This window comes from Bacillus sp. MYb56, assembly GCF_002976445.1.
Lineage (GTDB): Bacteria > Bacillota > Bacilli > Bacillales > Bacillaceae_G > Bacillus_A > Bacillus_A mycoides.
This window is the reverse complement of record NZ_PCOH01000001.1, coordinates 246,635-272,234: the sequence shown is the minus strand read 5'-3', so window position 1 is coordinate 272,234 and position 25,600 is coordinate 246,635. Positions and strand designations below refer to the sequence as shown.

Below are 25,600 nucleotides of genomic sequence, written 5' to 3'. Positions count from 1 at the left end.
ATACCTCTTTTATTATCATGATTTGTGAATGATTATATCATGTATTTCAATTTTTCAAATCATTAAATTTCTTTTAAAATTAAGTTGTGGAGAAATTCATTCAATTGAAAATGGAGGAGAAAAAATGAGTGAAAAGAGCTATCATGTAGCTGTAGTTGGAGCTACAGGCGCAGTAGGGAAAAAAATCATTGCATTGTTAGAGAGAGTAACGAAATTTAATATAGAAGAAATTACATTACTCTCGTCAAAACGATCTGCTGGTAAGATAGTACAATTTAAAGGACGAGAGATTAAAATACAAGAGGCAAAATCAACTAGTTTTGAAGGTGTAGACATTGCCTTTTTTAGCGCTGGGGGAGAAGTTTCTAGACAATATGTAAATCATGCAGTTTCTAGTGGTGCAATCGTAATTGACAACACAAGTGAATACCGAATGGCACACGATGTACCACTTGTCGTTCCAGAAGTAAATGCACATACTTTAAGGGAACATAAAAGGATCATTGCAGTTCCGAATTGCTCAGCACTACAGATGGTAACAGCTCTTCAGCCAATTCGAAAATCATTTGGTTTAGAACGAATTATTGTTTCAACGTATCAAGCCGTATCAGGCTCAGGAATTCATGCGATTCATGAATTAAAAGAACAAGCTAAGTCAATGCTTACAGGTGAAGAAGTGAAGAGCACTATATTACCAGTGAAAAAAGATAAAAAACATTATCCAATTGCATTTAATGTATTGCCGCAAGTGGATATATTTACAGACAATGATTTCACATTCGAAGAAGTAAAGATGATTCAAGAGACGAAGAAAATTTTAGAAGATCCAAATCTGAAAATGGCAGCTACTTGCGTCAGAGTTCCAGTTGTATCGGGGCATTCTGAATCAGTTTATATTGAACTTGAAAAAGAAGCGACCGTTGCAGAAATTAAAGAAGTACTACTGAATGCACCAGGTGTTATTTTACAAGATAATCCTAGTGAACAAATTTATCCAACGCCATTATATGCAGAGGGTAAAAGAGATACATTTGTAGGTAGAATACGCAAAGATCCGGATACGCCAAAAGGATTTCATCTTTGGATTGTTTCTGATAATTTATTAAAAGGTGCGGCTTGGAACTCAGTTCAAATCGCAGAGACATTGGTGGAAAAGGGGATTATTTAGTATAAATTTATATAAACATTGAAAATAGGAGGATATATGGGAAACCGTTAATTATAATGGTTTCCCATTTTTTACTTAATGAGTATTCTCCTAACTTCAATTTGAATTTAATGTAAGTTAGTTTTTATAGTGTTTCTATAAATATCAATTTTATTTGCAGAGAATTTTAAAAATCTAGGCTCTCCATTAATTGTGAGATAAATATTAATTGAAATTGGCATCTCAACCTTTTTCACTACATCTTCTATAGCAAAATACTCATTTTCTTTTTCGTTATAAAAAAAAATGGAACTAATTAATACCTCGTTATTTTCAATATCAATACTACACATCATAGGGAATTTCTCATATAAAAAAGTGCTAACACGTATGCGGAATAGACATAAAACATCGCTGATTTGCCATTCATAAAAATAGACTTTTCTTAGCAGAAAGCACTAATTATAAATACTTATAAAATTAGCTCTGATTTAGCAGTTATTGAAGCGAAGAAAAATAATGATGGGAGTGCATATTGGAAATACGAAGATGACCAAACAAAATTATGGAATATACGACTATAGAACTAGAAAATGATAACATAAATCTAAATGTTATTGTTTAAATTCATATTTTATAATTTCCATTTGTAAAAATGAGCCCATAGTAAAAACAACCTAAAAATAGGCATATGAACAAGGTACATCATCTAGTGATAGGTCATATTTTGTAGGTGTACGTATTGAACTTAGTTTAACCCGCTATTTGTGGGCAGTAAAACTCCCACCTCAAAATTCGACTGGAGCAAAGAAGCTAGGTGGGAGTCGGGCTAATAATCAGTGGGGGATGAACACTCCCCACTGATTAAAGTGTCACTTTATAGCGCTATTTCTACTTAGATTTAACGAACAGAAATATAGGAAAGTATCGATGGGGTTTTAGTTTATAAACGGAGGTCATGAAGATGAATAATTTTCAACAAGAACTACAAGCGTTAAGCCTTAATGATTATCAGCCTGGAAATATTGTGTATTGGGACCAGCAAAACCAATATCCATATTACTATATTACAGATGATGCTCGTCGCTGTGGCGGCTGTGGCGGTGGTCGTTGTGGTGGTTGTGGCGGTGGTCGTTGTGGTGGATTCCGTTGTTTTGGTTGCTTCGGTTGCTTTAGTTGTTTTGGTTGTGGTGGTTGCTCTAATTGCTCTAATTGTTTTGATGGTTTTAATGGTACTACTGTAACATTTGAATATTGATAAGAGACAAAAAGGAATCCATTTTGAAAAAAGATTGATCGAAACGGATTCCTACTTTGTGAAGCATTATATAATTTTTATAAAAATGTGCTAACAAGTTTGCAAACGGACTTGCTAACACCTATACGAAATAGACATAAAATATCGCTGATGTGTAGCTTAATAATACGATAATAATTTAGCACTTATAATGAATAATAGGTTATTAGAAAAGAAACCATAAAATGTAATGTTTATATCATAATAAAAAGAGATTATTCTAATAGGTCGTTGTGTAACGGCTGCATAGGATAATCTCTTTTTATGCTTATTTTTGTAAAGAATGTACTGTTATTTTGAGTTGCTCAATAAATTTCCGGGTAGCAGCGCACATATATTTATCTCTTCTATAAATAAGTCCTATATCTATTGTTGGAGTGGGGTTTTCAATTTTAATAGCTTGTATGTGCTCATTTTGCAAAAAGTCTATATACGGTTTTGGTAACACGGTAATCCCCATACCTTGTGCGACCATTTGAATTAAAGATTCCATTGTACTAATTTCTAAAATTGGCTTTGGTTTAAAGTTAAAGTTTTGGCAATGAGATGTAATTAGTTCTGTTAAATAGAAATTTTTAGGTAGAAGAATTAAAGGATAGTCCTGTAATTCTTCAATAGATACATACTTACGTTCAGTTAAAGAATGGCTGGTTGGCACAACTAATGTAAGTTCACTTTTATATAGTGGGATAGAAACAATCTCTTTATCTTGCACCGGGAGAAATGTAATACCAATATCTAATTCATTTTGTAATAATTTTTCACGAATTTCTCCTGTACGAAGCCCCAACACAGAGAGTTCGATATTTGGATATTGCTTATTGAAATCTAATATAGCTGGTGGTAGTAAATAATTTACTACGGTTAACAAAGATCCTATTGTTAAGGAACCATGATGTAATCCATTTAAATCTTGAATGGCAGAACGAGCTTGTTCGACTTCGTGAAAGATTGTTTTACTGTGCGATAATAAAACTCTGCCTGCTTCAGTTAAAGATATTTTTTTACCAATTCGATCGAAAAGTGGCATGCCTACTTCATGTTCTAATGCACGTATTTGTTGGCTTAGTGAAGGTTGTGAAATATTTAATTTCTCGGCTGCTCTTGTGAAATGTAATTCTTTCGAAACAGCTAAAAAGTATTCTAATTGTCGTAATTCGATTGAAATCACCTCAAGTTTAATCATAGGATATACCTATCATTATTATATAAATAATTGAATTGAACAATGGTTTTGTGGGATATATAATCACTTTATCAGAAATGGATTGATTAAAAAATTAGATGAGGTGAAGAAGAATTGTTGAAATCTAGTGTATTACCGGGCAGTTATTCACAAGTACTTCAAAAAAGGTATGAGGAGGCTGTACCGACAGGAATATATCATTTAACGCCTTTATATGTAAAAGAAGCAAGGGGAGCGATAATAACAGATGTAGATGGAAATCAGTTTATTGATTTTGCTGGTGGAATTGGTATGCAAAATGTTGGACATTGTCATCCGAAAGTTGTAAGAGCGGTACAAAAACAAGCAGAATCATTTATACATCCTTGTTTTCATGTAACTCCATATGAAAATTATATTACTTTAGCGGAGAAAATTAATGAGAAAGTGCCAGGTACAAGTAAGAAAAAAACGATGTTTGCCAATAGTGGTGCGGAAGCGATTGAAAATGCTGTAAAGATCGCACGTAAAGTAACAGGGAGGAGTAAAGTAATTTCGTTTGAACGAGGATTTCATGGGAGAACATTAATGACAATGTCTCTATCGACCAAAGAAACTCCATATAAAGCAGGATTTGGTCCGTTCGTTTCAGACATGCATATATTGCCGTATCCGTACTATTACAGAGCTGAAGAAGGAGTTTCTACTGAAGAAGTGGATTCTCAAGTCATCTATCAGTTTGAAAAGTTTTTAGAAGAAGTATCACCTGAAAAAGTAGCAGCAATCGTAATGGAACCAGTACAAGGAGAAGGTGGGTTTATTGTTCCTTCTATTACATTTGTAAAACGATTACGAGAAATTTGTAATCAATACGGTATTTTAATGATAATGGATGAAGTGCAAACTGGATTTGGCCGAACAGGGAAATGGTTTGCAACAGAACATTTTCATATAGAGCCTGACATAATGACTTTGTCAAAATCAATTGCTGGCGGTTTACCATTAAGTGCTATTGTCGGTCGTGCGGAGTTGATGGACATTCCTGGGAGAGGACAAATTGGTGGAACTTTTGCAGGTAGTCCGTTATCTTGTGCAGCTGGGCTTGCTGTATTTGAAATAATGGAAGAAGAAAATCTAGTTGAAAGGGCTCAGCAAATTGGAAATAGAATAATGTTACATCTATATCAAATGCAATTAAAGTACGAAGTGATTGGTGATGTTCGTGGAATCGGTGCGATGGTTGCAATAGAACTTGTAACGAATCGCATAACGAAAGAACCTGCAAAACAACTAACAGTAAAGCTAATTGAAGATTTTTGGAAGAATGGGCTTATAAGTATTGGAGCGGGGATATTTGATAATGTACTACGCTTTTTACCACCTCTAGTTATCTCAAACGAAGAAATAGATAGAGGGTTTGAAATAATAAATGAGTCTTTTGAAAAGTTGTGCCGCAAGTAAGAGGAGGAATTTGAATGACTAAAGTATATGAAATCCTATCTTTAAATATAGGACTACCAAAAGAGGTTATGTATGGTGGGAAGTTAATTCAAACAGGGATAAATAAAAAGCAAGTAAAGGAACCTGTTTTTTTATCATTTTTAAAGCTTAATGGAGATGGACAGGCGGATTTAGTTCATCATGGAGGGGTAGATAAAGCGGTTTGTGTTTATACTGGTGATCACTATCCGTACTGGGAAAAAGAATTGAATCAGGAACTTGTATATGGGGCTTTCGGTGAAAATATAACAGTAAGCGGAATGTGTGAAGAAGATGTTTGTATTGGTGACACGTTTCACCTCGGAGAAGCGATTGTACAAGTAACGCAGCCAAGACAACCTTGTTTTAAATTAGCAAAGAAATATAATATTCCAAAGCTACCATTATATTTTCAAGATACAGGATACACAGGTTTTTATTTTCGAGTATTAAAAGAAGGATGGATATTACCGGTAGATACTTTGAAATTGTTGAAGCCTGATCCAAAAGGTGTGTCAGTTTCGTTTGCGAATCGCATAATGCATAAAGAAAAACAAAACTCTGAAGGATTAAAAAGGATTTTAGAAGTAAATGCACTGTCTACTAGTTGGAGAAAGACGTTTGAAAAGCGAGTGAAGGGAGAAGAAATTAGTACGAAGGAGCGACTTGAGGGAACCAAAGAATAGGTGAATTATATTTGCATAAAATGGTGTATTTCTATTATCGGAAAGATAAGTAGGAAGCACCATTTGTTATATAATAAACATGATATTATTCAAAAATCTTAATACTAGTTTATTCGACTTGTTTTTTAATAATCAAAACATAAAATAAATTAAACCATTTTTAAAAGTTTTATGATACTATATTGATTTGAAAGGCCTATTTTTTGAGAGTAGGTCATATAAGTATATCTAAATTAATGGAATCGACGTATGGAGGGACAACATGGGCAATGTTGAAAAAATGGCAAACTTTCTATTAGAAGAACCGAGAAGAGAACAGTTATTTCCTTTATTTGAAGAAGTGTTTGGGATTACGAGCCAAACATTGCAGGATTTTTCAGAGAAAGGGTATTGGGATTATACATATAAAGCATTATCATTTTTACAAGATGATAATGCGATTGCAAATGTTGCGGCATTTTCACTTCCGCTTTTAATTAATGGTGAAAAAATAAATGCAACGGGTATTCAATCAGTAATGACACATCCGAATTATCGTAGACGAGGATTAATGAAGCAATTGTTTAGTAAGATGATAGAGGAAATTGATGAGCAATGCGAGTGTGCGGTCTTGTTTACTGAAAATCCGGAACTATATAAACCATTTGGTTTTCAAATTGTGCAAGAATATTTGATGACAGTATCATACGAAAATAAAGGCTACAAAGATTCTCAACTTAAAAAGTTAGATTTTTATAATGAAGAGGATAGACAATTAATACATGAGATTATTGAAAATGGCCAAAGGCTTTCTAATAAATTTTCAACGTTAAATTACCGCTCTTCGTTTTATTTAAATATGTATGATTCAACATGGAATGAAAACCTTTATTATTCAGAGAAATTAGATGCGCTGATTGTTTTTACAGTAGAAAATCAAAAACTAAAATTATTTGGAGTATTTGCGCCGGTAATTCCGATTTTAGATGAATTATGTGAGGAAATCTCTGGGGAATTTACGGAGATTGAATTTTATTTCTACCCAGATCAATTAGGAATTGATGATGTACAATATACAGAATTACAGACTAGTAAGTATTTAATGGTTCGAAGTAATAAAGAATTAGATTTTAAAGGTTATAAATTCCCGGTATTAACTGAGTTTTAAATATTAATTTAAATGCTTTTTTATGGAGGAATTATGAAAACATCATATATACCAAATCATATTGAGCAACTTACTGTAATGAACGCACCTAAATTTTACAAACTTGAAGACAATGATACATTCATTGTCCATTCGAAAGAAGAAACAGATTTTTGGCTGAAAACCCATTATGGTTTTGAAGTAATGAATGGCCATGTATTTTATGATGAGATAATGACAGATTTTCAGGCTGAGGTTCAATTGCGCATGAATCCAAATGCGACATACGATCAAGCGGGTTTATTTGTTATGATTTCTGAGAAGTGTTGGTTAAAAACATCTTTAGAATATATTCCTGAGGGCCCATCACATTTAGGTGCTGTCGTAACGAATAATGGCTATTCTGATTGGTCAACGCAAGACTATCCAAATGAGTTTGCTAAGCAACAATTACGTTTTCGAATTATTCGAAAACTTGGCGATTATACAATATATGTGAAAACGAGTCAGCGATGGGAACAAATAAGAATCGCTCATTTGATGGAGGACATAGGTAATGAGCCTGTTAAAATTGGTTTTTATACGTGTAGTCCTTCTGAAAATAATGGATTCGAGACCGAGGTTTTCGATTTTAAAATTGAACAAATATAGATGGGAAAACCGCATTCTTACTAAATGAGAATGCGGTTTTTATTAAGTTAAAGAGTATTCACATCAACTGGCAGTGAAAATGCCTGGTAGATTAAAGTTCCATTTTATTGACTAAAAATGATTTAAAACTTATCATTTAATAATGTTAAATATTAATTTGCCTAATATAATAGGACTAATGGAGAAATTACAGACTATATCGCTCAAATAAGGAGGACTATAAATTATTCGATGGTAATTTCATGAAAAAAGGAGATTGTGTATGAAATCATTTCGCAAGTTGTTACAGTATTTAAAACCATACATGTTCTTCGCTATTATTGGACCGCTATTTATGGTACTTGAGGTTGCGATGGACTTAATTCAACCGACAATAATGCAACATATTATTGATGTTGGAATTGCAAATCGGGATTTGAATTATGTAATAAAAATGGGGCTTCTTATGATAGGAGCAGCAGCAATCGGTTTAATTGGAGGACTTGGTTGTATGATGTATTCTACAAAAGCTGCTGTTAATTTCGCTACAGACATACGAAAAGATGTGTTTGCGAAAATAGAAACATTTTCTAGCAAAAATCGTGATTCATTTGGAACAGGTAAATTATTAACAATCGTGACAAATGATATTACATCTATTCAATCGGCAATGACGATGACGTTACGTGTACTTGTCCGTGGACCGTTATTATTTATTGGAAGTATCATTATAGTCTTTGTAACAGCGAGAGACCTATTTCCAATTTTACTTGTTGTGGTACCCGTATTATTAGTTGCAATTGTATTGATTGCAGGTCAATCGAGCGGTTCATTTAAGCGAGTACAAGAAGCATTAGATAAAGTAAACACAAAGCTACAAGAAAATTTATCCGGTGTACGTGTTATAAAAGCATATGTAAGACAAAAATATGAAATCGCACAGTTTGAGAAAGTTAATACAAGTTTAACTGAAATAAATATTCGTGCAATACAAATTATTTCATTGATGATGCCAATTATTATGCTAGTTGTAAATAGCGGAATTGTAGCAACTTTATGGATTGGTGGCGAGAAAGTTTTTAACGGTACACTCCAAGTAGGGGCCATTTTAGCTTTTATTAACTATTTAAATATCATTTTAATGTCACTTATGTCTATTAGTATGGTATTTATTCAAATTGCCCGTGCTTTTCCATCAGCTGATCGTGTACAACAAGTCTTACATACTGAAGTTGATATTACAACTGAAGGCGACGTATATGAACCAAAACAAGTGGGTGGTAATGTAGAGTTTAAAAATGTTAGCTATAGTTATACGAAAAATAATGAATATGTTTTAAAAGATATTTCCTTTACTGTACGTAAAGGTGAAAAAATAGGGATTATTGGATCGACCGGAAGTGGTAAATCTACATTGGCGAAACTATTGCCACGACTTTACGATGTTGATCAAGGTGAAATATGTATAGATGATGTTAATGTGAAAGCATACGATTTGCAAAAACTTCGTGCTTCCATTGGCTTCGTTCCACAAAAGGCACTTCTTTTTTCAGGCAGTATAGAAGAGAATTTACGTTATGGCAAAGAAGATGCAACTTATGATGAATTGGAATTAGCATCTTCATCTGCTTGTGCGACTGAGTTTATCAATAAGCTGGAAGACTCTTATGAATATAACTTAACACAAGGTGCAACCAATCTATCTGGTGGTCAAAAACAACGTATATCTATTGCAAGAGCCCTAGTGAGAAAGCCATCTATTCTTGTATTAGACGATTCTACATCGGCAGTTGATGCGAAGTCAGAAGCTGTAATACAGGAAGCATTAAGGACAAGATATAGTGGCACAACGACATTTTTAATTGCATCAAAAATATCTTCTATTATAGATGCTGATAAAATCCTCGTTTTGAATAACGGTGAATTAGTTGGAAATGGTACGCATGAGGATTTATTGGCAACTTGTGAAGTGTATCAGGAAATTTATCTTTCCCAAGGTGGTAGCCTGCAGCAAGAAGGAGGGGAAGAGCGTGCGTAATTTTCAAGGACAATTTGGAAATAAAGGTGGACGTAACAATCCGAAAACGGGAAAAACTAAGAATACTAAAGGAACTATAATGCGAGTATGGAACTATATGGGGTATCAAAAAGCATCTCTTATGTTCGTTATTATTCTTGTATTTATCACGACATTACTAGGTTTACTTGGGCCATATTATATGGGGGTCATCATTGATGAATACATTGTACCGAAGGATTTAAGCGGGACAGCCAGAATGTGCATGCTACTCATTGCAATATATGGGATAACCGTATTATTAACATGGTTACAAACATTTGTAATGATTAATGTTGCATTAAAGACTATACAAAAAATACGACAAGATATTTTTGAAAAAATCCAAGCACTTTCTCTACGATTCTTTGATGTACGTTCTCAAGGTGATTTAATGAGCCGTGTGACAAATGATATTGATAACTTAAATCAAGCTTTGACACAAAGTGTTGTGCAAATCATTTCATCAGCGTTAACGTTTATAGGTGTAACAATTGCGATGTTTTCACTAGATTGGATTTTAGCGATTGTAACTTTAATTACAGTACCTATTATGTTTTTCGTTACGAAAAAACTAGTTGCTTATAGTGGGAAAAACTTTGCGAAGCGTCAAAAGGATTTAGGAGAATTAAATGGATTTATTGAGGAAGCTATTACAGGTGCAGACGTAACTACGTTATACGGAAAAGAAAAAGAAACCGTACATAACTTTAATGAAATTAACGAACAGCTAAGAATTTCAGCAACGAAGGCTGAAACGTTTTCAGCATTTATTTTTCCAAGTATGAACTTTATTAATAACTTAGGAATGGGGCTTGTAATTGGAACTGGATCGGTAATGGTATTAAACGGAATGACAACAGTAGGTGTCATTGCAGCTTTTATTAATTATTCTCGACAATTTTCAAGACCACTTAGTCAATTTGCAACTTTAATGAATACGATTCAAGCGGCAGTTGCTGGAGGAGAACGTGTCTTTGAAATTATGGATGAAGTACCAGAAATTCAAAATAAAAAAGATGCAGTACTTGTACAAAATTTACAAGGACATGTTAGGCTTGAGAAAGTTTCATTTGGATATGCACAGGACAACATGATTTTAAAAGATGTGAGTCTCGAGGCGAATCCTGGGGAGACAATCGCTTTAGTCGGTCCAACTGGATCAGGAAAAACAACAATTATTAATTTGTTAACTCGCTTTTATGACATTCAAAAAGGGCAAATTAGCATTGATGAAAAAGATATAAAGGATTATGATATTAATTCTTTGCGGAGTAAAATAGGGGTTGTTTTACAGGATACGTATTTATTTGCAGGAACGATTATGGAAAATATTCGATATGGACGTTTAGATGCAAGTGATGAAGAAGTAGTTGCAGCAGCAAAAGCAGCATCAGCACATTCTTTTATAAAACATCTACCGAATCAATATGAAACGGAAATTGCTTCAGAAGGTTCGAATTTAAGTCAAGGACAAAAACAACTCCTTGCGATTGCACGAGCGATTTTAGCAGATGCAGATATATTAATTCTCGACGAAGCAACATCTAATATTGATACGAGAACAGAATTACAAATTCAATCTGGATTAAATAATTTAATGAGAGGGCGAACAAGTTTTGTAATCGCTCATCGGCTGAAAACGATTGAAAAAGCAGATCAAATACTTGTAATAAAAGATGGAAGTATTTTAGAGAGAGGAAATCATGAAACTCTCATGGAAGATGGTGGGTTTTACTTTGATTTGTATACGAGTCAGTTTAAATTTTAACAAAAACATTGATGTGGTGAGGTTTCTCTAGAAAAGAGAAACCTCATTTTTTATATTTGCAAACATTACCATCCGAATAGCCTTTCACTAAATGTTTTAACAGCGTCCTTTTGCAGACTAGGTGAAAAATGTGAATAGCGATTTAAGGTTATGAAAACGTCTTTATGATCCAATCGTTCGCTTACAATCTTTGGATGTACTCCTTGTTTTAAAAGAAGCGTTGCATGAGTATGGCGTAAATCATGAAATCTAATGTTTTTTAATTCGGATTTTTTCAAATAGGCTTTAAATGTATCACGAAAACCACTTTTGTCTTCTTTTTCCTGTCTCTGAATCAGCTCCGATATCGACAATAATACACCACTTTGTTCCTCTTTTTCGAATATGTCCTTTCACTTAAAACATTCCTTCATTGATTTTTGAATCATGTTGTAAAAGTATATTTGTAATTTTGCTGCTATGAAAATTACATGTTTGGACATATCGGCGATGGATATATTTTATCATATATAAATTAAAACATTTTGGAGTCGTCTATTTAGTAAAGAAATTAAAATTATAAGAAATATGATTTTTAGTATATTTTCATCAGTTGGTGTATATATGTCGTATTTATTATTTTTGGATTTCAAATGAAATTTCTTTAGCTGCTTCTAAAGCTATTTTTTTAGCTTCTGTTTTAAAATAGGCTGCAGCTAAAACGTATCCACATCGATGTCCCATTGATGTAGGTGGTTTTAAGATAGTTCCTTTTTTAGGTTTTATATAAACTTTCTCTACACCAGGATATTTAGAACTACGGTTTTTCCCTGTAACTCGAATTAGTTTTCCTTTAGATTTAACTGTTAGGTAATGAGCGTACACATATTTATAATGTTTTTTATTTAGTGAAGGTTTATTTCCTAACATTAACTGAATAGTCTCTTGCACTAAGTTGATTCCATGTCCAATTTCAATTATGTCATTCATTGCTCCACCTGATATTCTGGGATTTATCTCAATTAATTTCCAAACATCTTTTATTCTCCGGAGTTCTAGATGACACGCTCCATTTTTCATATTAAAGGCCTGAATAACAGAATTAACTGCATTGAAAAGACTATTATATAGTCTTTTGTCTACCTGTCCTAGTAAAGAATAACCAGTAACAATAAAACGTTCAAAAAGTGTAATTTCTTGTTCAATTACTGCTATAATATGGACTTTTCCATCTTGAACTAAAATTTCAACTAAGTACTGAGGTCCATCTATATATTCTTCAAGTAGAATTTCTTCATTAGGTAGTTTTTTTAAAAGACTTTGTATAGATAAGATTAATTGATCTTTATTTTTTACTAATAATACATCTTTGGATCCTGTTGATTTAGGGGATTTTACAATAAGAGGGAAATTTATCTCTTTAGTTTTTTCAAGAAAAGATGATAATGATTCTGTTGGTTTGTAAATTAAATAGTTGAGTGAGATTGGTAATTCTTTAAGTACATTACGAGTTAATATTTTGTTTTCCATATGATGGATAGCTTTAGTAGATACAATATTTGAGCAAAATCTTTCTGATAAACGTGCAGCCACATAAACAAAAGGGTCAATAAAACTAAAGATCCCTTTTATGTTTTTTCCTGATTTATTTAATTTTTCAATTGTTGTAATTATATTATCATAATCATTTATATCAGTGAAAATCATCTGATGTACATCAGGGAATATAGTGCGTTCATTAATAAATTTTGTTTTTTTAGTTAATAAAACAGTAAAGAAATTAAGTTTTTCAGCTGCTTTGATTGCTTCCCTACTTGATCCAGATTTATTTGTTTCAATGAAAACGATAGTATCCATTTTATGTCACCTTAACCTTTATCATTTTATAAAATCTCAGGTTTATTATTTCTATAGGTAGAATATTAAAATGAGGTTTAGCTTGTTCTGGATTTTTCGAAAAATGGTTGAATGAGGAAGAACATGAATATATATATAATGAATTTGATATTTGTTTTGAAAAAATCTTTAGAAAGAAGGGAAGAAGAACTAACATGACTATAATTGGTATGCTTCATCATCGGAAAGATCCGAATGACGTAAAGAAAGCATATACTTATGCTGCTGTAGCTAAAGCTGAAGGTGTGGAATTTTTTTATTTTACTTTAGGAAAAGTAAATATAGAAACGAAGAAGATTTTAGGTAAAACTTATGAAAATGGTAAGTGGATTGAACAAGAATTTTCTTTTCCAGATGTTATTTACAATGCAAGTGTTCATGTTAGTGATAAAAATCAGCAAATCTATGATTATCTACATGAAAAAGTTCCTTTTACAAGTCATTCAATTGGAAATAAATTAAGTGTATATAACAGAATAAATAGAGCGAAAAAATTTAAGCAATATCTTATTCCTTTTTATGAATTAAATGATGTTAATAAGTTTTTTGACATGATTAATCGTTATGAAAAACTTATTATTAAACCAATTTCTGGACATCAAGGTAGTGGTATTATTTTCATTGAAAAAAATGGGATGAATTACAGTATGAATGAGTCAGAACAAATTTCATCTATTAATAAAAAACAATTACGGAGCTTTATATCTGATAAGATTCAAGAGCAAGGTTACATAATTCAACAGTTTATTTCATGTCAAATGAAATCTGGTCATGTTTATGATTTTCGATTGCATGTTCAAAGAAATGGGGAAGGCAGGTGGGTTGTTACTTCTATATTCCCGAGAATAGGTCCATTAGGAAGTATTGTATCAAATATGGCTAAGGGTGGTTATAGTACTTATTTAGATGTTTTTTTAAAAGCGGAGTTTGATAACGATTGGTATAATATTAAAAGGTATTTAGAACGATTTGCAGTAACTTTTTCTAACCATTTTAATTCTTTATATAAGGATATACTATTTGATGAGTTAGGAATTGATGTAGGGATTGATAAGGATCAAAAATTGTGGTTATTTGAGGTGAATTGGAGACCAGGGGTACCTAATATATTTAATCTTGAATTAGATGTAGCTAGAAATTTAGTTCACTATGCTAGATATTTGGCTGATAAATATAAATAAGAAAAGGAAAATATAATGAAACCTAGAAACCTTTATATACCAATGTTTCTACTAATCTCTCTTTCTATATCTCCTATAAGGTTTTTCTCCATGCATTCCGAAATTCGGCGGATGCGGGACTGTCGCCAAGCCAACGTACCTAATACGAGGTAAATACCGGAACCTGGTAATACATCCTTCATTGTGGGCGGGGTCACATATTTATAAAAAAAATACGCTTGTCCAATCCATTATCATTCTCCAGTCATTTAATACTACAAAGGGGGGAGAATATGGAAAACAATGAAAAAATCACGTTTCGATTTGTAAAAAAAGATGGAGAAGAAATTAATTTGGGAAATCTTGCTGATAAACGAAAAATTGTCATTGTCATTAATAATCAGATTACATTTGCACCGAATACAACACAAATTGCCAGTGGAGCCGGACAAAATAGTGCAGCAGGAAGTAATGCAGCAATCGATTCATCGAATACCCGACAGCAAGAAACGGTGGGCGCTGGAGGCGAAGCCATAAATAAAGGAATTAGTGGGGACCAGATTGAGCCGCATAAAATGAAAAAAGAAACTTCGGATGAAGAGGCAGAATTTGTACTTATCATCAATAATCAAATTAATAAAACCCGTAAGGAACAGGCTGGTGCTACTCAAGTGGCAAGTGGTGGTGGAGAAGACAGTGCAGCGGGAACCAACGCTGCCATCGAAAGCTCTAATACTAAACAGCAACATGCAGTAGGAGGCGGAACGGATAGTTCGGCAGAAAATGCAGGTGAAGAAGGCGACCAAATAGAAAAATGCGATTAAAGAAAAGAGGCTGTAATTATTTCGCAGCCTCTTTTTCTTATTATGGATTAATTGGTCTATTACTTACCCAACCAAATTAGGAATATATTAAATATCTTGATGGATCATATACTGTCCATAATCCTATCCGTTGAGAAGTATTTGGATTTTTATATACTGCGATTGATCTATAAGGTTTTCTATGACTAGCTAAAGTATTGTCAATATATACTGCAAGGTCATAAGGCTGAAGTTGTATTTAATAAAAAGTTGTAGCTTCTGATTTTGATGATGCGAAAAATCAAATTCGTCAACTCGAATTGTCTTTTGCCACAGAAGCATGTGCTTCTTTTTTTGAAGAGCTATTAGTATTTGTACAGTTTCTAGTAATAAGTTTTGGATTATACATTCAAAAATAGAAAAAATATATCCAACCTTATTTAGCAATGAAGCTTAGTAAGAAGCGTGTGGATATAAAAATCGTTATTGGATAAAAAATCAAAAGAGCACGCCTATAAGCGTACTCTTAGAAAGATAAGAAACTTATGAGTGGAGGAAATCTCCATATAATAACATATGCTTGTCTACTTTAAATGTGTAAAATTTATAAACAAAAATGCTATTTTATTAAGAAACGAGAAACGGTAGATAAGTAAGTACGTATATTATCGGATGTTAGTTGTTTTAATGAAAAAGAAACCTTTATAAAAAGGTTTCTTTTTCATTAAAATTAACAATCATAATCATTGTCGTATTCATGGTTACATTCATCGCAAGGGTTGTTCTGGTCATCACAGCAAATACAAAACGTTTTATTGATAAATATATCAATAAAATCAAAGGAATCGGAATTATTTGTGAGGGTAAGTTCTTGGAAATCTTCTACTTGAAAAATCCTTGTTTCATTAGGAACTATCGTAGCGATAATTGGTGTGTTAGAAATCCTTGTTCGAATAGTTACTTCAATGGGACCGGAATCGTTAGGAACAGATATTTGAAGTAATGTTTTGTTGTGATTAATAGTAAGATCTTCAAAAACCACTCTTGAAGAGTTAGGGGGTACGATAATATCTAGAGGTACATTTCCAGTTGAGGAAGTTCCCGAACCGGCTATGGTATGAGTCTCAATAAAACAGTTACTCTTTTGGTTAAGAGAATGTGATTGTTCTGCATAGTAATCATTTTGGTCATCACAGCAGATGCAAAACGTTTTTTGAATAAAAATACCAATGTCGCTACTTGTATTATTATTATTTGTGAGAGTGAGGCTTTCAAAATTTTCTACTTGAAGAATTCTTGTTTCACCTGAAGCTATTGTAGCGGTAATCGGTCTACGAGAATTTCTTGTACGAATAGTTACAACAATTGGTGCAGAAGTACCAGGAACATGAAACTGCAGTAATGTTTTATTGTGATTATTAGTAGCATCTTCAAAAACTATTCTTGAAGTGTTAGCTGGTACAATAATATCTAACGGTATATTTGAGCCAGCAATCGTATGCGTTTTAGTGAAACAGTTCTCTTTTTTATTGTGAGAATATGAATAGTTTTTATAGTACTTTTTACCATGTTTATAAAAAAAATCAGCCATTCTTTAATCTCCTATCTTTTATTTGTCTATATATTGTATTTAATGAGGATAAAAACTGTTTGTACAAGGTAGAAAAAAGTTTTATTTAGGAGAATAAGAGAAAAAGCTTAAGATATACGTACTGTAGCGTTTGGTTCAGTTAAACAAAATATAAGAATTAGAATGAGTATAGAGCTAGCTTATAACGATTGATATAGCACTGAAAACCAATAAAACAGCCATAATGATGTTAAATAATTGAGTATGTTTTAATAAAAGTTTTTGGAACATTGAACCGAATAGGCTCCAACTAAATGTACTCATTAAACCGACTACTCCTAAAAATAATGAAAAAAGTAGAAAACTGGAATATGAATTGTAGTAAGGGAGAGTAAAAGTAGAAACTACAGTCAGTCCGAATAATATCCCTTTAGGGTTAACAAACTGAAGAAAAATCCCCACTGTAAATAAGTTTTTATTATCTTTTTCATCGGGATCTGTACTGCCTTTACTAGTAAGTATTTTAATAGCTAGATATAGCATGTATGCTACTCCTAAAATTTTTAAAGGTAATTCGATTTTAGGTAAAATATTAATTAGTACTATATTAAAGAAACTACATAAAGAAGTGAGGAGGAAAAAACCGAAAGCTACTCCAAAGCAAAATTGCATGCTCCTTTTCAAACCAAGTTGATTTGCGTATGTCATAGCTAAAAAATTGTTAGGACCGGGTGTGAAGCTACTAATAAAAACAAATAATAAAAAAGAAAATAAAGGCATTTCAAAACCCCCTAAGTATTTTTCGTGTGTTATAATGACCGAAAAGAACAATATAACGTGTGCTTTTTATTATACATAACGGTCGTTATATTGTATATAGTGTAGGAGTGTTTTTTTATGGAAGAAATTCAACTTATTTTGGCGAAAAATATAAAGGCAATACGTGAGAAAGAAAAATTAAGTTTAGAAAAGGTTTCCCAATTAACAGGTGTGAGTAAAACGATGATTGGACAAATTGAAAGAGGAGATTCAAGCCCGACACTAACAACAATATGGAAGATAGCGAATGGTTTAAAAGTGTCTTTTACGTCTTTAATTAATAATCCACAGCCTGATACGAAAGTGGTTTTACGAAACGATGTTCAAGTATTATCAGAAGACAATGGGAGATATAAAGTGTATCCTTCTTTTCCTTTTCAAGATGATAGGAACTTTGAAATCTATACGGTTGAAATTGAAACGGAAGGAAAATTAAGTTCGGAAGGCCATAAAGAAGGGACCGAAGAATTTATAACGGTGTTTGAGGGAGAATTGACAATTGAAATAAATAATTGTCAATATACATTAAATAGCGGAGATTCAATTCGCTTTAAGGCGGATAGACCGCACTCTTATCATAATTCCGGACGAACGCTAACTCGGTTAAGTATGACCATTTATTATCCAGCTTCATAAACTTGCTATTTTATTTAGAATATAAAGAGATATGTTTTGATAAAACCATCTATAAGAGATGGTTTTATTTATTACAATTTTAAAAAAAAGACACTCATTTGAGTGTCAACACAGTATTGCTCTCGCGTATAGGATTGGAGAATATTTCTCAAATACGTATTGAGATGGTTCGTAAAGGAGAAACCGTCTTCATAAATAACTTAACATTGATAGCGTATAGAGTAAATTGATAATGTTTATCCGGAATATTTAGTATAGATAGTTTCTACTATCTATATAGGGGAATGGCATTTAAAGCTAAGAAGAAAAAATGAATCATTTATTAATCAACTCGTATAATTGTTAGAGAGGCGCCAGTTGATCCACCACCGATTAAATTGACAATTGATAAGAGACCGAATAATTGAAGAGAAATAGTATTACCTGCATTTAATATTGTAATTAAATTATTATTATAACTTGAAGTAGATAGGGCAGGAGATAGAATTGAGCTCAGAAGTGATGTAGATCCGTTTAAAAGTAGTCTTGAACCCGCAAGAAGTGCAATTGTAGTATTAATTTGATAAGAAAGATAATAACGTCCCGTTACAGGGACTGTAAATAAATCATTTGCACTATTGACTGCAAAGCTATCAAGGCTTTGATTGTTTGAGAGTAGTATGTTAGTACCACCCTAGTACAACTGAAACTGTTCCATCCACTGTATTATTTGCAAACATAGAATTTGTTGTAACGTTTATGCCGGTACTACCCGTGGGTCCGGTATTACTCATGGGTCCAGTACTACCAGTAGGACTAGTTAGTCTATAAGGAAGGATAATTGTATGTCATTATTTTGGGGATTTTCTCTATCTTTATTTTTAATTAAAATCACCTCATTTTTATGATAAAGGAGATACTTTTCATATATTCTATTAATAATATTTTTTATAGTAACGGCATGCTGTTTAAAATACATTCATTTTTAGTAAATTACATTAAATTTGATTTTGTACAAAGATTTTAATCGAGAGATTAATAGTATTTTTTTAGATAATTCTTTTAACATTTCGGAACATCTAACATTTAATAAATACTATAGAAGGGAGATGCAAATTTGAATCGATATGACAAATTACCAATGTCTAAGGAAGTTATGGATTCTAAAAATATTGGTCCTACATTTCCACCTCTTCCGTCTATTAATTTTCCAACCGGAGCAACCGGAGCGACAGGAGAAACCGGAGCGACAGGAGAAACAGGAGAAACCGGAGCAACCGGAGAAACAGGAGAAACCGGAGCAACCGGAGCAACCGGAGCAACCGGAGAAACCGGAGAAACCGGAGAAACAGGGGCAACCGGAGCAACCGGAGCAACCGGAGCAACCGGAGCAACCGGAGAAACCGGAGAAACCGGAGTAACCGGAGCAACCGGAGCAACCGGAGAAACCGGAGAAACCGGAGAAACCGGAGAAACCGGAGCAACCGGAGAAACCGGAGAAACAGGGGCAACCGGAGCAACCGGAGAAACAGGAGAAACAGGAGAAACAGGAGCAACCGGAGCAACAGGAGCAACCGGAGAAACAGGAGAAACAGGAGCAACCGGAGAAACAGGGGCAACAGGAGAAACAGGAGCAACCGGAGAAACAGGGGCAACCGGAGAAACAGGAATAACAGGAGAAACAGGAATAACGGGAGTAGCAGGAGCAACCGGAGAAACAGGGGCAGCAGGAGAAACAGGCCCAACCGGAGCAACCGGAGAAACGGGAGAAACAGGAATAACAGGAGTAACCGGCCCAACAGGAGAAACAGGGGCAACCGGAGAAACAGGAATAACGGGAGTAACAGGAGAAACAGGGGCAGCAGGAGAAACAGGAGAAACAGGAATAACCGGCCCAACGGGAATACCGGGAATAATCCCAACAACAAACCTATTATATTTTACTTTTTCAGATGGGGAAAAACTTATATATACTAATGCAGATGGTATAGCACAATACGGTACAACACAAATCTTATCACCAAGTGAAGTTTCTTATATTAATCTATTTATAAATGGAATTCTTCAACCACAACCTTTTTATGAAGTTACAGCTGGTCAGTTAACTTTATTAGATGATGAACCACCCTCACAAGGATCTTCAATTATCCTACAATTTATTATTATTAATTAAAAAAGACAGATTCTTAATGGAAAAAGGAATCTGTCTTTTTTTGTTCTAAATTACATTAGTTAAAATTAAGTGACGATAAATTCAATTGTTATTGGGATTCCACCGTCTAATACATCTCCGCCAGGAATTGTAATAGCACCAGTAGGACCTGTGGTGACACTGGAGTTCACGCTAGGTTGAATTATCCCGTTTACATAGAGGTTGTAATACGTAAAAGTCGGAAAGGCAGTTGCAGTAGTACCGGCATCGTTTAAACAAGCTGTTGCAGTAATTGCAAAAGCTGCACCTGTTCCTGTTCCAGCTCCTAGTGTAGATGTAAATCTTCTAGAAGCGATAAATGGTTGAATAATTGGCAATTAAATTTCACTCCTTTAATTATTTTTTGAACGAAGTATAGAATAACTTGTCCACTATATTGTATGAAAGTTTTTTATAATAGAAACGGCTTCATGATTATAGAAGGAACACAATATTAGTAAAGGTATCATTTTTAATTAGTTGAAAGAATGATGTTGTTACTTGTGGAATATATGCTAATGATTTATTTATGTTTTAATTTTTAAATGAAAATGTGCTTTTGGACCTAATAGATAAACGTGGAAAAATAAAATAAACTCTTAAGTTTAGGTGTTTAATCTAAGCAGTCAATTATTAAAAACATATAATTAATATGTGAGTCATGAACATAATTAAATTACGTTTTCAAGTTTGATTCTAATTCATGTTTCCTATTTTAAGAGAAACATATAACTCAACTACTTTTTACAATCGCATCTTTTATAGTTCTTAGAATAGGAAAACACTCAACTATAAGAAAAGTAAGGAGGAAATAAATGTCAAATAATAATTGTTTTGGTCATAATAACTGCAATCCAATTGTTTTTTCAGCAGATTGTTGTAAAAATCCACAGTCAGTTCCTATTACTAGGGAACAATTAAGTCAATTAATTACTTTACTAAACTCATTAGTATCAGCTATTTCAGCATTTTTTGCAAATCCAAGTAATGCAAACAGATTAGCGTTACTCGATTTATTTAATCAATTTTTAATTTTCTTAAATTCCTTATTACCTTCTCCAGAAGTTAATTTTTTGAAACAATTAACTCAAAGTATTATAGTTTTATTACAATCTCCAGCACCTAATTTAGGACAATTGTCAACATTATTGCAACAATTTTATAGCGCCCTTGCACAATTCTTCTTCGCTTTAGATCTTATCCCTATATCCTGCAACTCAAATGTTGATTCTGCAACTTTACAACTTCTTTTTAATTTATTAATTCAATTAATCAATGCTACTCCAGGGGCGACAGGTCCAACAGGTCCAACAGGTCCAACAGGTCCAACAGGAGCAACAGGAGGCGGAGCGACAGGAGCAACAGGAGCAACAGGAGCAACAGGAGCAACAGGAGCGACAGGAGCGACAGGAGCAACAGGAGGCGGAGCGACAGGAGCGACAGGAGCAACAGGAGCAACAGGAGCAACAGGAGCAACAGGAGCAACAGGAGCAACAGGAGCGACAGGAGCAACAGGAGCAACAGGAGCAACAGGAGCAACAGGAGCAACAGGAGCAACAGGAGCNNACAGGAGCAACAGGAGCAACAGGAGCAACAGGAGCAACAGGAGCAACAGGAGCAACTGGTGGCGGAGCTATTATTCCGTTTGCTTCAGGTACAACACCATCTGCGTTAGTTAACGCGATAATAGCTAATACAGGAACTCTTCTTGGATTTGGATTTAGTCAGCCTGGCATAGCTTTAACGGGTGGAACAAGTATCACATTAGCGTTAGGGATAGGTGATTATGCATTTGTAGCACCACGCGCAGGGACTATTACATCGTTAGCAGGTTTCTTTAGTGCAACAGCTGCATTAGCTCCATTAACACCTGTTCAAGTGCAGATACAAATATTAACTGCACCTGCAGCAAGTAATACGTTTACAGTACAGGGCGCACCTTTATTATTAGCACCAGCATTTGCTGTAATAGCGATTGGTGCTACAGCATCAGGTATCATACCTGAAGCAATTCCGGTAGCCGCTGGGGATAAAGTATTATTATATGTTTCATTAACAGCTGCTAGTCCAATAGCTGCAGTTGCTGGATTTGTAAGTGCAGGTATTAATATCGTCTAACTTGTTACAATGTTTGTTTGAAATTTAAACAGGCATTTGTATATAGCCCCACCTAATTTTATTAGGTGGGGCTATATTTTTTGTGGGAAATTAGAAATAAATCAATTGAAAAGTTACTCTTTGTTAAGTTGGTATATAAGAAAAATCAAAATTTATGATTTACACTTTATTGTTTATGGAATAAGTTATATGGTTTGAAAAATTACATATAAACAAAAAAGATGAATTCTATTAAAAACAGAATTCATCCATTAAATAAACTATATACTAGTGGGTTAAATTGTTAATCATGAGCGGTGAAATGTCATTGCTCAAATTAGTAATAAACTATTTATTTTTATTACAGTTACATCCTTTTTTCTTTACATAGCCTTGCTCGGCTAAATCTCTTTGTGACTGGGAATCGGAAGATTGAGAGTTCGAAGATTGAGAGGATGCTGAAGAGCTACTATTTTTATTATTAGAGTAGTTTTTTCGATAGTTATAATTACTCATAGTACTATCACCTCCAATTAAATATATAAATATTATATGTATGTACTCTATTAATTGTTACGATAAAAAATCTCCTCGATATTTTCCGAGGAGATAAATGGTGGTTCTATTAAAATGATACTAATTAATACCCCCAGTATAGAGGGAAGTAATAAGAATCTTGGTAATATAGATTTTGTTGTTGAGTAGGGGGCTGAGTTGACTGATTTATCATGTCGCGGTTTTGATTACAGTTTCCGGGAGGACCAATTACCGTAGTGGATTGAATTGGGGATACTGCTTGTTTCCATTGTTGTTCATTGAGGCAATAAGTATGAGCCATCATATTAGCGGGAGTTAATCTTAAAATATCAGAACCAAAAATAACTTCTGGGGTTGGGGCGTCGAATATAGCTAATAAATGAGTATTATCTGCTGAAGCAATTTCATAATGCCACCACGCTTGTGGAATGTTGGCAACTTGCCCTGGTTTTATCGGTAAGTTTAATATTTGATTCGTAAATGGATTAAGTAAAGAAACAACAGCAGATCCTGAAATACAGTAGACAAGTTCAGCTGCATTTTGATGAATATGTGGTTCTACAACGTTGCCTGTACTTAAATAAATATCTAATAAAGAAGTATTTTCTAAAGTGTTTAATTGTTTTATGCCAAGTACATTTATATAATTTTGGGCATCTTTCTTAAAAAAATTACTTTTACTTAAATCATGAGTGAAGTTCGTTGAAGGAGAGGTGTAGTCAATAGTAGAAGTCAATCGTATTACCTGCCTTTCTATAGGTAAGTATGGATACAACTTTAGGATATGTGCCTAGCGTTAGTTATGTGTATTTGTCTGTATCATAATAAATTCACCTGTTTTATAAAGAATATAGGTTGTGCTTCTTATTTCTCATAATGTAAATACGGATAAAAATTAGAGCGAACTAATGAAAGTCGGAATTATTGATGTTAGGTTAGGAGTAAAAATATTGAAATTTATTTCGTATATTTTAATGGTTACGTTATATGAAAAGACCAATGCCTTATAGAAAGGAATTGGCCTTTTATTTAAGATAGTTTTTGATGAATCATTAATTGTGCTTTAGCAGTATTGGCGTAATTTAGCCATTCTATTGCCAAGTTTTGTTTTAAATCAAAATGGATTTCAATTACGTCTAAATGAGATATCTTTGTTTTAAGTGGAACAGGCATCCCATTTACTTTTACTTTTTTCATGCTATGTGCAATTTTTGGAAATGCAGAGAAAGAAAAATCAATGATTGTAGCACCATCAGGTAAATAAACTGGTTGTAAATCTGTAGTATAAGCTGTAATAGTATTTTCAAATAGTTCATACGATACTAAACTACGGAAAGTGATTGGATCTGTAGTTAATAAATTGTTATTCACAATTGTATCATCCATTATTTTATAAGATATTGCTTGAATATTTGCAGTTCTATCATTCAATAAAGAAAAAATACCGTTATCTTTCAACGTTTTTGCTATTTGTGTTTGAATGATAATTGTTTGTTCAGCATCATTCATATTGACTTTAGTTTTTAAGTTGTTATTAAAATGGCTATTTTCAAGTGCTATATTATCCTCGAAATAGTTTATAGTTGGTTTATATAATTGATGTATTATTCCAAGAATTTTATAGCAATCTAGTACACTTGTAGTTGTAATACAAATTTGTGAAATACCTGATACATTTTGTATTTCTTGTAATTGTGAATATGCAGTATATACTGGGGGAAACTCATAGTTTATTTCAAATGAAAGGTTTGTATTAGAAAAAGAATGTATTCCTTTTCTTAAATGAGTTATATTTTTTTGAAGGTGTGGCACATATTCGGTTAAAAATTTATGTACTTCAGTATATCTTTCTTTATGTAGATATTGAAAAGCAAGATTTTCTAATTCATGCTGGATTGTATATAACCCTAATCGCTTTGCAAGTGGCGCAAATAGTGTTAATGTTTCATTCGCATAAGCTACTTGTTTTGCGGGTTTTTTAACACTCAATGTTTTTATATTGTGAAGGCGATCTATAACTTTAATAATGCCAACACGTATATCTTGTTGAGAGGATACTGGTAATTTTTTGAAATTAATTGCTTCGTATAATACTTTGTTTTGATCTTGTAGTTTTTTTCCTTTTGTTAATCCATTTACAATATATTGAATAGTCGCACCAAAATGTGATTCAATTTCTTCTAGAGAGTATTCGGTATCTTCTACAACATCGTGTAATAAAGCAGCAATCAATGTTGTAATGTCAGCTTTATAATTTAGCAGTATTTCTGTAATCGCGAAAGGGTGAATAATATATGGTTCTCCAGTTTGACGGTATTGTCCATCATGTGCTTGCTCTGCAAAATGTATAGCTTTTTTCAAAAGCTTTAATTCATCAGATCGTAGATAATTTGCCTTTTGTAATAATACCTTGCTCATATATATCCATCCCTTAAATTTATTTTTAATAATAATTCTATATAATAGAATAAATACCCTTTGAAATTGTTTTAAGTGTGTAAAAAAATAAAGATATTGAGATTAAACTATATTCGTATATCCATTCATACTTTGGATTGATGGAAAAAAGTAATGAA

General features: G+C 33.1%; 20 protein-coding genes and 3 pseudogenes. 13 read left to right on the top strand and 10 right to left on the bottom strand.

What is annotated here, in order from left to right:
- Positions 1-124: 124 nt before the first annotated feature.
- Entirely contained in the window at positions 125-1,168 is a 1,044-nt protein-coding gene (locus tag CQ058_RS01305) for an aspartate-semialdehyde dehydrogenase (RefSeq protein WP_002189587.1), read from the top strand.
- A 107-nt stretch (positions 1,169-1,275) separates the two neighbouring features.
- Here the strand turns inward: CQ058_RS01305 and CQ058_RS01300 are convergent.
- Positions 1,276-1,515, bottom strand: a pseudogene (locus CQ058_RS01300) (hypothetical protein); the annotation flags it as partial.
- A 596-nt stretch (positions 1,516-2,111) separates the two neighbouring features.
- Between CQ058_RS01300 and CQ058_RS01295 the strand changes: the two are divergent.
- Entirely contained in the window at positions 2,112-2,405 is a 294-nt protein-coding gene (locus CQ058_RS01295) for a heterocycloanthracin/sonorensin family bacteriocin (RefSeq protein WP_105589391.1), read from the top strand.
- A 307-nt stretch (positions 2,406-2,712) separates the two neighbouring features.
- Here CQ058_RS01295 and CQ058_RS01290 read toward each other — a convergent pair whose 3' ends face one another.
- Positions 2,713-3,615 carry a LysR family transcriptional regulator gene (locus tag CQ058_RS01290; protein ID WP_085960904.1) on the bottom strand — a complete coding sequence of 301 codons (903 nt, stop codon included), beginning with the start codon at positions 3,613-3,615 and terminating at the stop codon, positions 2,713-2,715.
- A gap of 129 nt (positions 3,616-3,744) precedes the next feature.
- Here CQ058_RS01290 and gabT point away from each other — a divergent pair, with 129 nt between their 5' ends.
- The 6 genes from gabT to CQ058_RS01260 all read left to right on the top strand — a co-directional run bounded on the left by gabT (position 3,745) and on the right by CQ058_RS01260 (position 11,357).
- Complete coding sequence (gabT, locus tag CQ058_RS01285) at positions 3,745-5,070, top strand: 4-aminobutyrate--2-oxoglutarate transaminase (RefSeq protein ID WP_002189590.1); 1,326 nt, start codon at positions 3,745-3,747, stop codon at positions 5,068-5,070.
- Between the two features lie 14 nt (positions 5,071-5,084).
- Positions 5,085-5,774 carry an MOSC domain-containing protein gene (locus CQ058_RS01280; protein ID WP_002189591.1) on the top strand — a complete coding sequence of 230 codons (690 nt, stop codon included), beginning with the start codon at positions 5,085-5,087 and terminating at the stop codon, positions 5,772-5,774.
- Positions 5,775-6,036: 262 nt separating this feature from the next.
- Entirely contained in the window at positions 6,037-6,921 is an 885-nt protein-coding gene (locus CQ058_RS01275; RefSeq protein WP_002031966.1) for a GNAT family N-acetyltransferase, read from the top strand.
- A 33-nt stretch (positions 6,922-6,954) separates the two neighbouring features.
- On the top strand, positions 6,955-7,551 hold the full coding sequence (locus CQ058_RS01270) for a DUF1349 domain-containing protein (protein WP_002127357.1): 597 nt from the start codon (positions 6,955-6,957) through the stop codon (positions 7,549-7,551).
- A 262-nt stretch (positions 7,552-7,813) separates the two neighbouring features.
- Entirely contained in the window at positions 7,814-9,568 is a 1,755-nt protein-coding gene (locus tag CQ058_RS01265) for an ABC transporter ATP-binding protein (protein WP_002168397.1), read from the top strand.
- Complete coding sequence (locus CQ058_RS01260) at positions 9,561-11,357, top strand: ABC transporter ATP-binding protein (RefSeq protein WP_105589389.1); 1,797 nt, start codon at positions 9,561-9,563, stop codon at positions 11,355-11,357. The genes CQ058_RS01265 and CQ058_RS01260 overlap by 8 nt, the downstream gene beginning before the upstream one ends.
- Before the next feature lie 65 nt (positions 11,358-11,422).
- Here the strand turns inward: CQ058_RS01260 and CQ058_RS01255 are convergent, their stop codons facing one another.
- Both CQ058_RS01255 and CQ058_RS01250 read right to left on the bottom strand, forming a co-directional pair.
- Complete coding sequence (locus tag CQ058_RS01255) at positions 11,423-11,710, bottom strand: tyrosine-type recombinase/integrase (protein WP_206703300.1); 288 nt, start codon at positions 11,708-11,710, stop codon at positions 11,423-11,425.
- Between the two features lie 262 nt (positions 11,711-11,972).
- Positions 11,973-13,193 carry an ATP-grasp domain-containing protein gene (locus tag CQ058_RS01250; protein WP_002031975.1) on the bottom strand — a complete coding sequence of 407 codons (1,221 nt, stop codon included), beginning with the start codon at positions 13,191-13,193 and terminating at the stop codon, positions 11,973-11,975.
- A gap of 194 nt (positions 13,194-13,387) precedes the next feature.
- Here CQ058_RS01250 and CQ058_RS01245 point away from each other — a divergent pair, with 194 nt between their 5' ends.
- Both CQ058_RS01245 and CQ058_RS01240 read left to right on the top strand, forming a co-directional pair.
- The gene (locus CQ058_RS01245) at positions 13,388-14,413 is read left to right on the top strand and encodes a YheC/YheD family endospore coat-associated protein (protein WP_002012876.1); all 1,026 of its coding nucleotides are present in this window, start codon (positions 13,388-13,390) and stop codon (positions 14,411-14,413) included.
- A gap of 272 nt (positions 14,414-14,685) precedes the next feature.
- Positions 14,686-15,216 carry a hypothetical protein gene (locus CQ058_RS01240; RefSeq protein WP_002031980.1) on the top strand — a complete coding sequence of 177 codons (531 nt, stop codon included), beginning with the start codon at positions 14,686-14,688 and terminating at the stop codon, positions 15,214-15,216.
- 709 nt (positions 15,217-15,925) lie between these two features.
- Here CQ058_RS01240 and CQ058_RS01235 read toward each other — a convergent pair.
- Together CQ058_RS01235 and CQ058_RS01230 are read right to left on the bottom strand one after the other, a co-directional pair.
- Entirely contained in the window at positions 15,926-16,786 is an 861-nt protein-coding gene (locus CQ058_RS01235; RefSeq protein ID WP_002031983.1) for a hypothetical protein, read from the bottom strand.
- A 174-nt stretch (positions 16,787-16,960) separates the two neighbouring features.
- Entirely contained in the window at positions 16,961-17,545 is a 585-nt protein-coding gene (locus CQ058_RS01230) for a LysE family translocator (RefSeq protein WP_002189594.1), read from the bottom strand.
- 117 nt (positions 17,546-17,662) lie between these two features.
- Between CQ058_RS01230 and CQ058_RS01225 the strand changes: the two genes are divergently transcribed.
- Positions 17,663-18,220 (top strand): helix-turn-helix domain-containing protein, encoded by a 558-nt coding sequence (locus CQ058_RS01225; protein ID WP_002031987.1) that lies wholly within the window; start codon positions 17,663-17,665, stop codon positions 18,218-18,220.
- Positions 18,221-18,542: 322 nt separating this feature from the next.
- Here the strand turns inward: CQ058_RS01225 and CQ058_RS01220 are convergent.
- Positions 18,543-18,993, bottom strand: a pseudogene (locus CQ058_RS01220) (BclA C-terminal domain-containing protein).
- Between the two features lie 323 nt (positions 18,994-19,316).
- On the opposite strand from CQ058_RS01220, the gene CQ058_RS01215 reads away from it, so the two are divergent.
- On the top strand, positions 19,317-20,372 hold the full coding sequence (locus CQ058_RS01215; protein ID WP_105589388.1) for a DUF4183 domain-containing protein: 1,056 nt from the start codon (positions 19,317-19,319) through the stop codon (positions 20,370-20,372).
- Between the two features lie 65 nt (positions 20,373-20,437).
- Here CQ058_RS01215 and CQ058_RS01210 read toward each other — a convergent pair whose 3' ends face one another.
- Positions 20,438-20,728: a DUF4183 domain-containing protein gene (locus CQ058_RS01210; protein ID WP_002189596.1), complete on the bottom strand. Its 291-nt coding sequence runs from the start codon at positions 20,726-20,728 to the stop codon at positions 20,438-20,440.
- Positions 20,729-21,205: 477 nt separating this feature from the next.
- Here CQ058_RS01210 and CQ058_RS32670 point away from each other — a divergent pair.
- Positions 21,206-22,508 (top strand): annotated as a pseudogene (locus CQ058_RS32670) (exosporium glycoprotein BclB-related protein).
- A gap of 619 nt (positions 22,509-23,127) precedes the next feature.
- On the opposite strand, the gene CQ058_RS01200 reads toward CQ058_RS32670, so the two are convergent.
- Both CQ058_RS01200 and CQ058_RS01195 read right to left on the bottom strand, forming a co-directional pair.
- Complete coding sequence (locus CQ058_RS01200) at positions 23,128-23,760, bottom strand: cupin domain-containing protein (RefSeq protein WP_002189603.1); 633 nt, start codon at positions 23,758-23,760, stop codon at positions 23,128-23,130.
- 293 nt (positions 23,761-24,053) lie between these two features.
- Positions 24,054-25,442: an HD domain-containing protein gene (locus CQ058_RS01195; RefSeq protein WP_105589386.1), complete on the bottom strand. Its 1,389-nt coding sequence runs from the start codon at positions 25,440-25,442 to the stop codon at positions 24,054-24,056.
- Between the last annotated feature and the right edge of the window lie 158 nt (positions 25,443-25,600).

What these genes read in the sequence shown, in the direction of transcription:
- CQ058_RS01295 (WP_105589391.1), top strand. Translation starts at nt 2,112, where the DNA reads ATGAATAATTTTCAACAAGAACTACAAGCGTTAAGCCTTAATGATTAT.
- CQ058_RS01195 (WP_105589386.1), bottom strand. Translation starts at nt 25,442, where the DNA reads ATGAGCAAGGTATTATTACAAAAGGCAAATTATCTACGATCTGATGAA.
- CQ058_RS01280 (WP_002189591.1), top strand. Translation starts at nt 5,085, where the DNA reads ATGACTAAAGTATATGAAATCCTATCTTTAAATATAGGACTACCAAAA.
- CQ058_RS01245 (WP_002012876.1), top strand. Translation starts at nt 13,388, where the DNA reads ATGACTATAATTGGTATGCTTCATCATCGGAAAGATCCGAATGACGTA.
- CQ058_RS01225 (WP_002031987.1), top strand. Translation starts at nt 17,663, where the DNA reads ATGGAAGAAATTCAACTTATTTTGGCGAAAAATATAAAGGCAATACGT.
- CQ058_RS01230 (WP_002189594.1), bottom strand. Translation starts at nt 17,545, where the DNA reads ATGCCTTTATTTTCTTTTTTATTATTTGTTTTTATTAGTAGCTTCACA.
- CQ058_RS01235 (WP_002031983.1), bottom strand. Translation starts at nt 16,786, where the DNA reads ATGGCTGATTTTTTTTATAAACATGGTAAAAAGTACTATAAAAACTAT.
- CQ058_RS01265 (WP_002168397.1), top strand. Translation starts at nt 7,814, where the DNA reads ATGAAATCATTTCGCAAGTTGTTACAGTATTTAAAACCATACATGTTC.
- CQ058_RS01305 (WP_002189587.1), top strand. Translation starts at nt 125, where the DNA reads ATGAGTGAAAAGAGCTATCATGTAGCTGTAGTTGGAGCTACAGGCGCA.
- CQ058_RS01270 (WP_002127357.1), top strand. Translation starts at nt 6,955, where the DNA reads ATGAAAACATCATATATACCAAATCATATTGAGCAACTTACTGTAATG.
- CQ058_RS01240 (WP_002031980.1), top strand. Translation starts at nt 14,686, where the DNA reads ATGGAAAACAATGAAAAAATCACGTTTCGATTTGTAAAAAAAGATGGA.
- CQ058_RS01250 (WP_002031975.1), bottom strand. Translation starts at nt 13,193, where the DNA reads ATGGATACTATCGTTTTCATTGAAACAAATAAATCTGGATCAAGTAGG.
- CQ058_RS01275 (WP_002031966.1), top strand. Translation starts at nt 6,037, where the DNA reads ATGGGCAATGTTGAAAAAATGGCAAACTTTCTATTAGAAGAACCGAGA.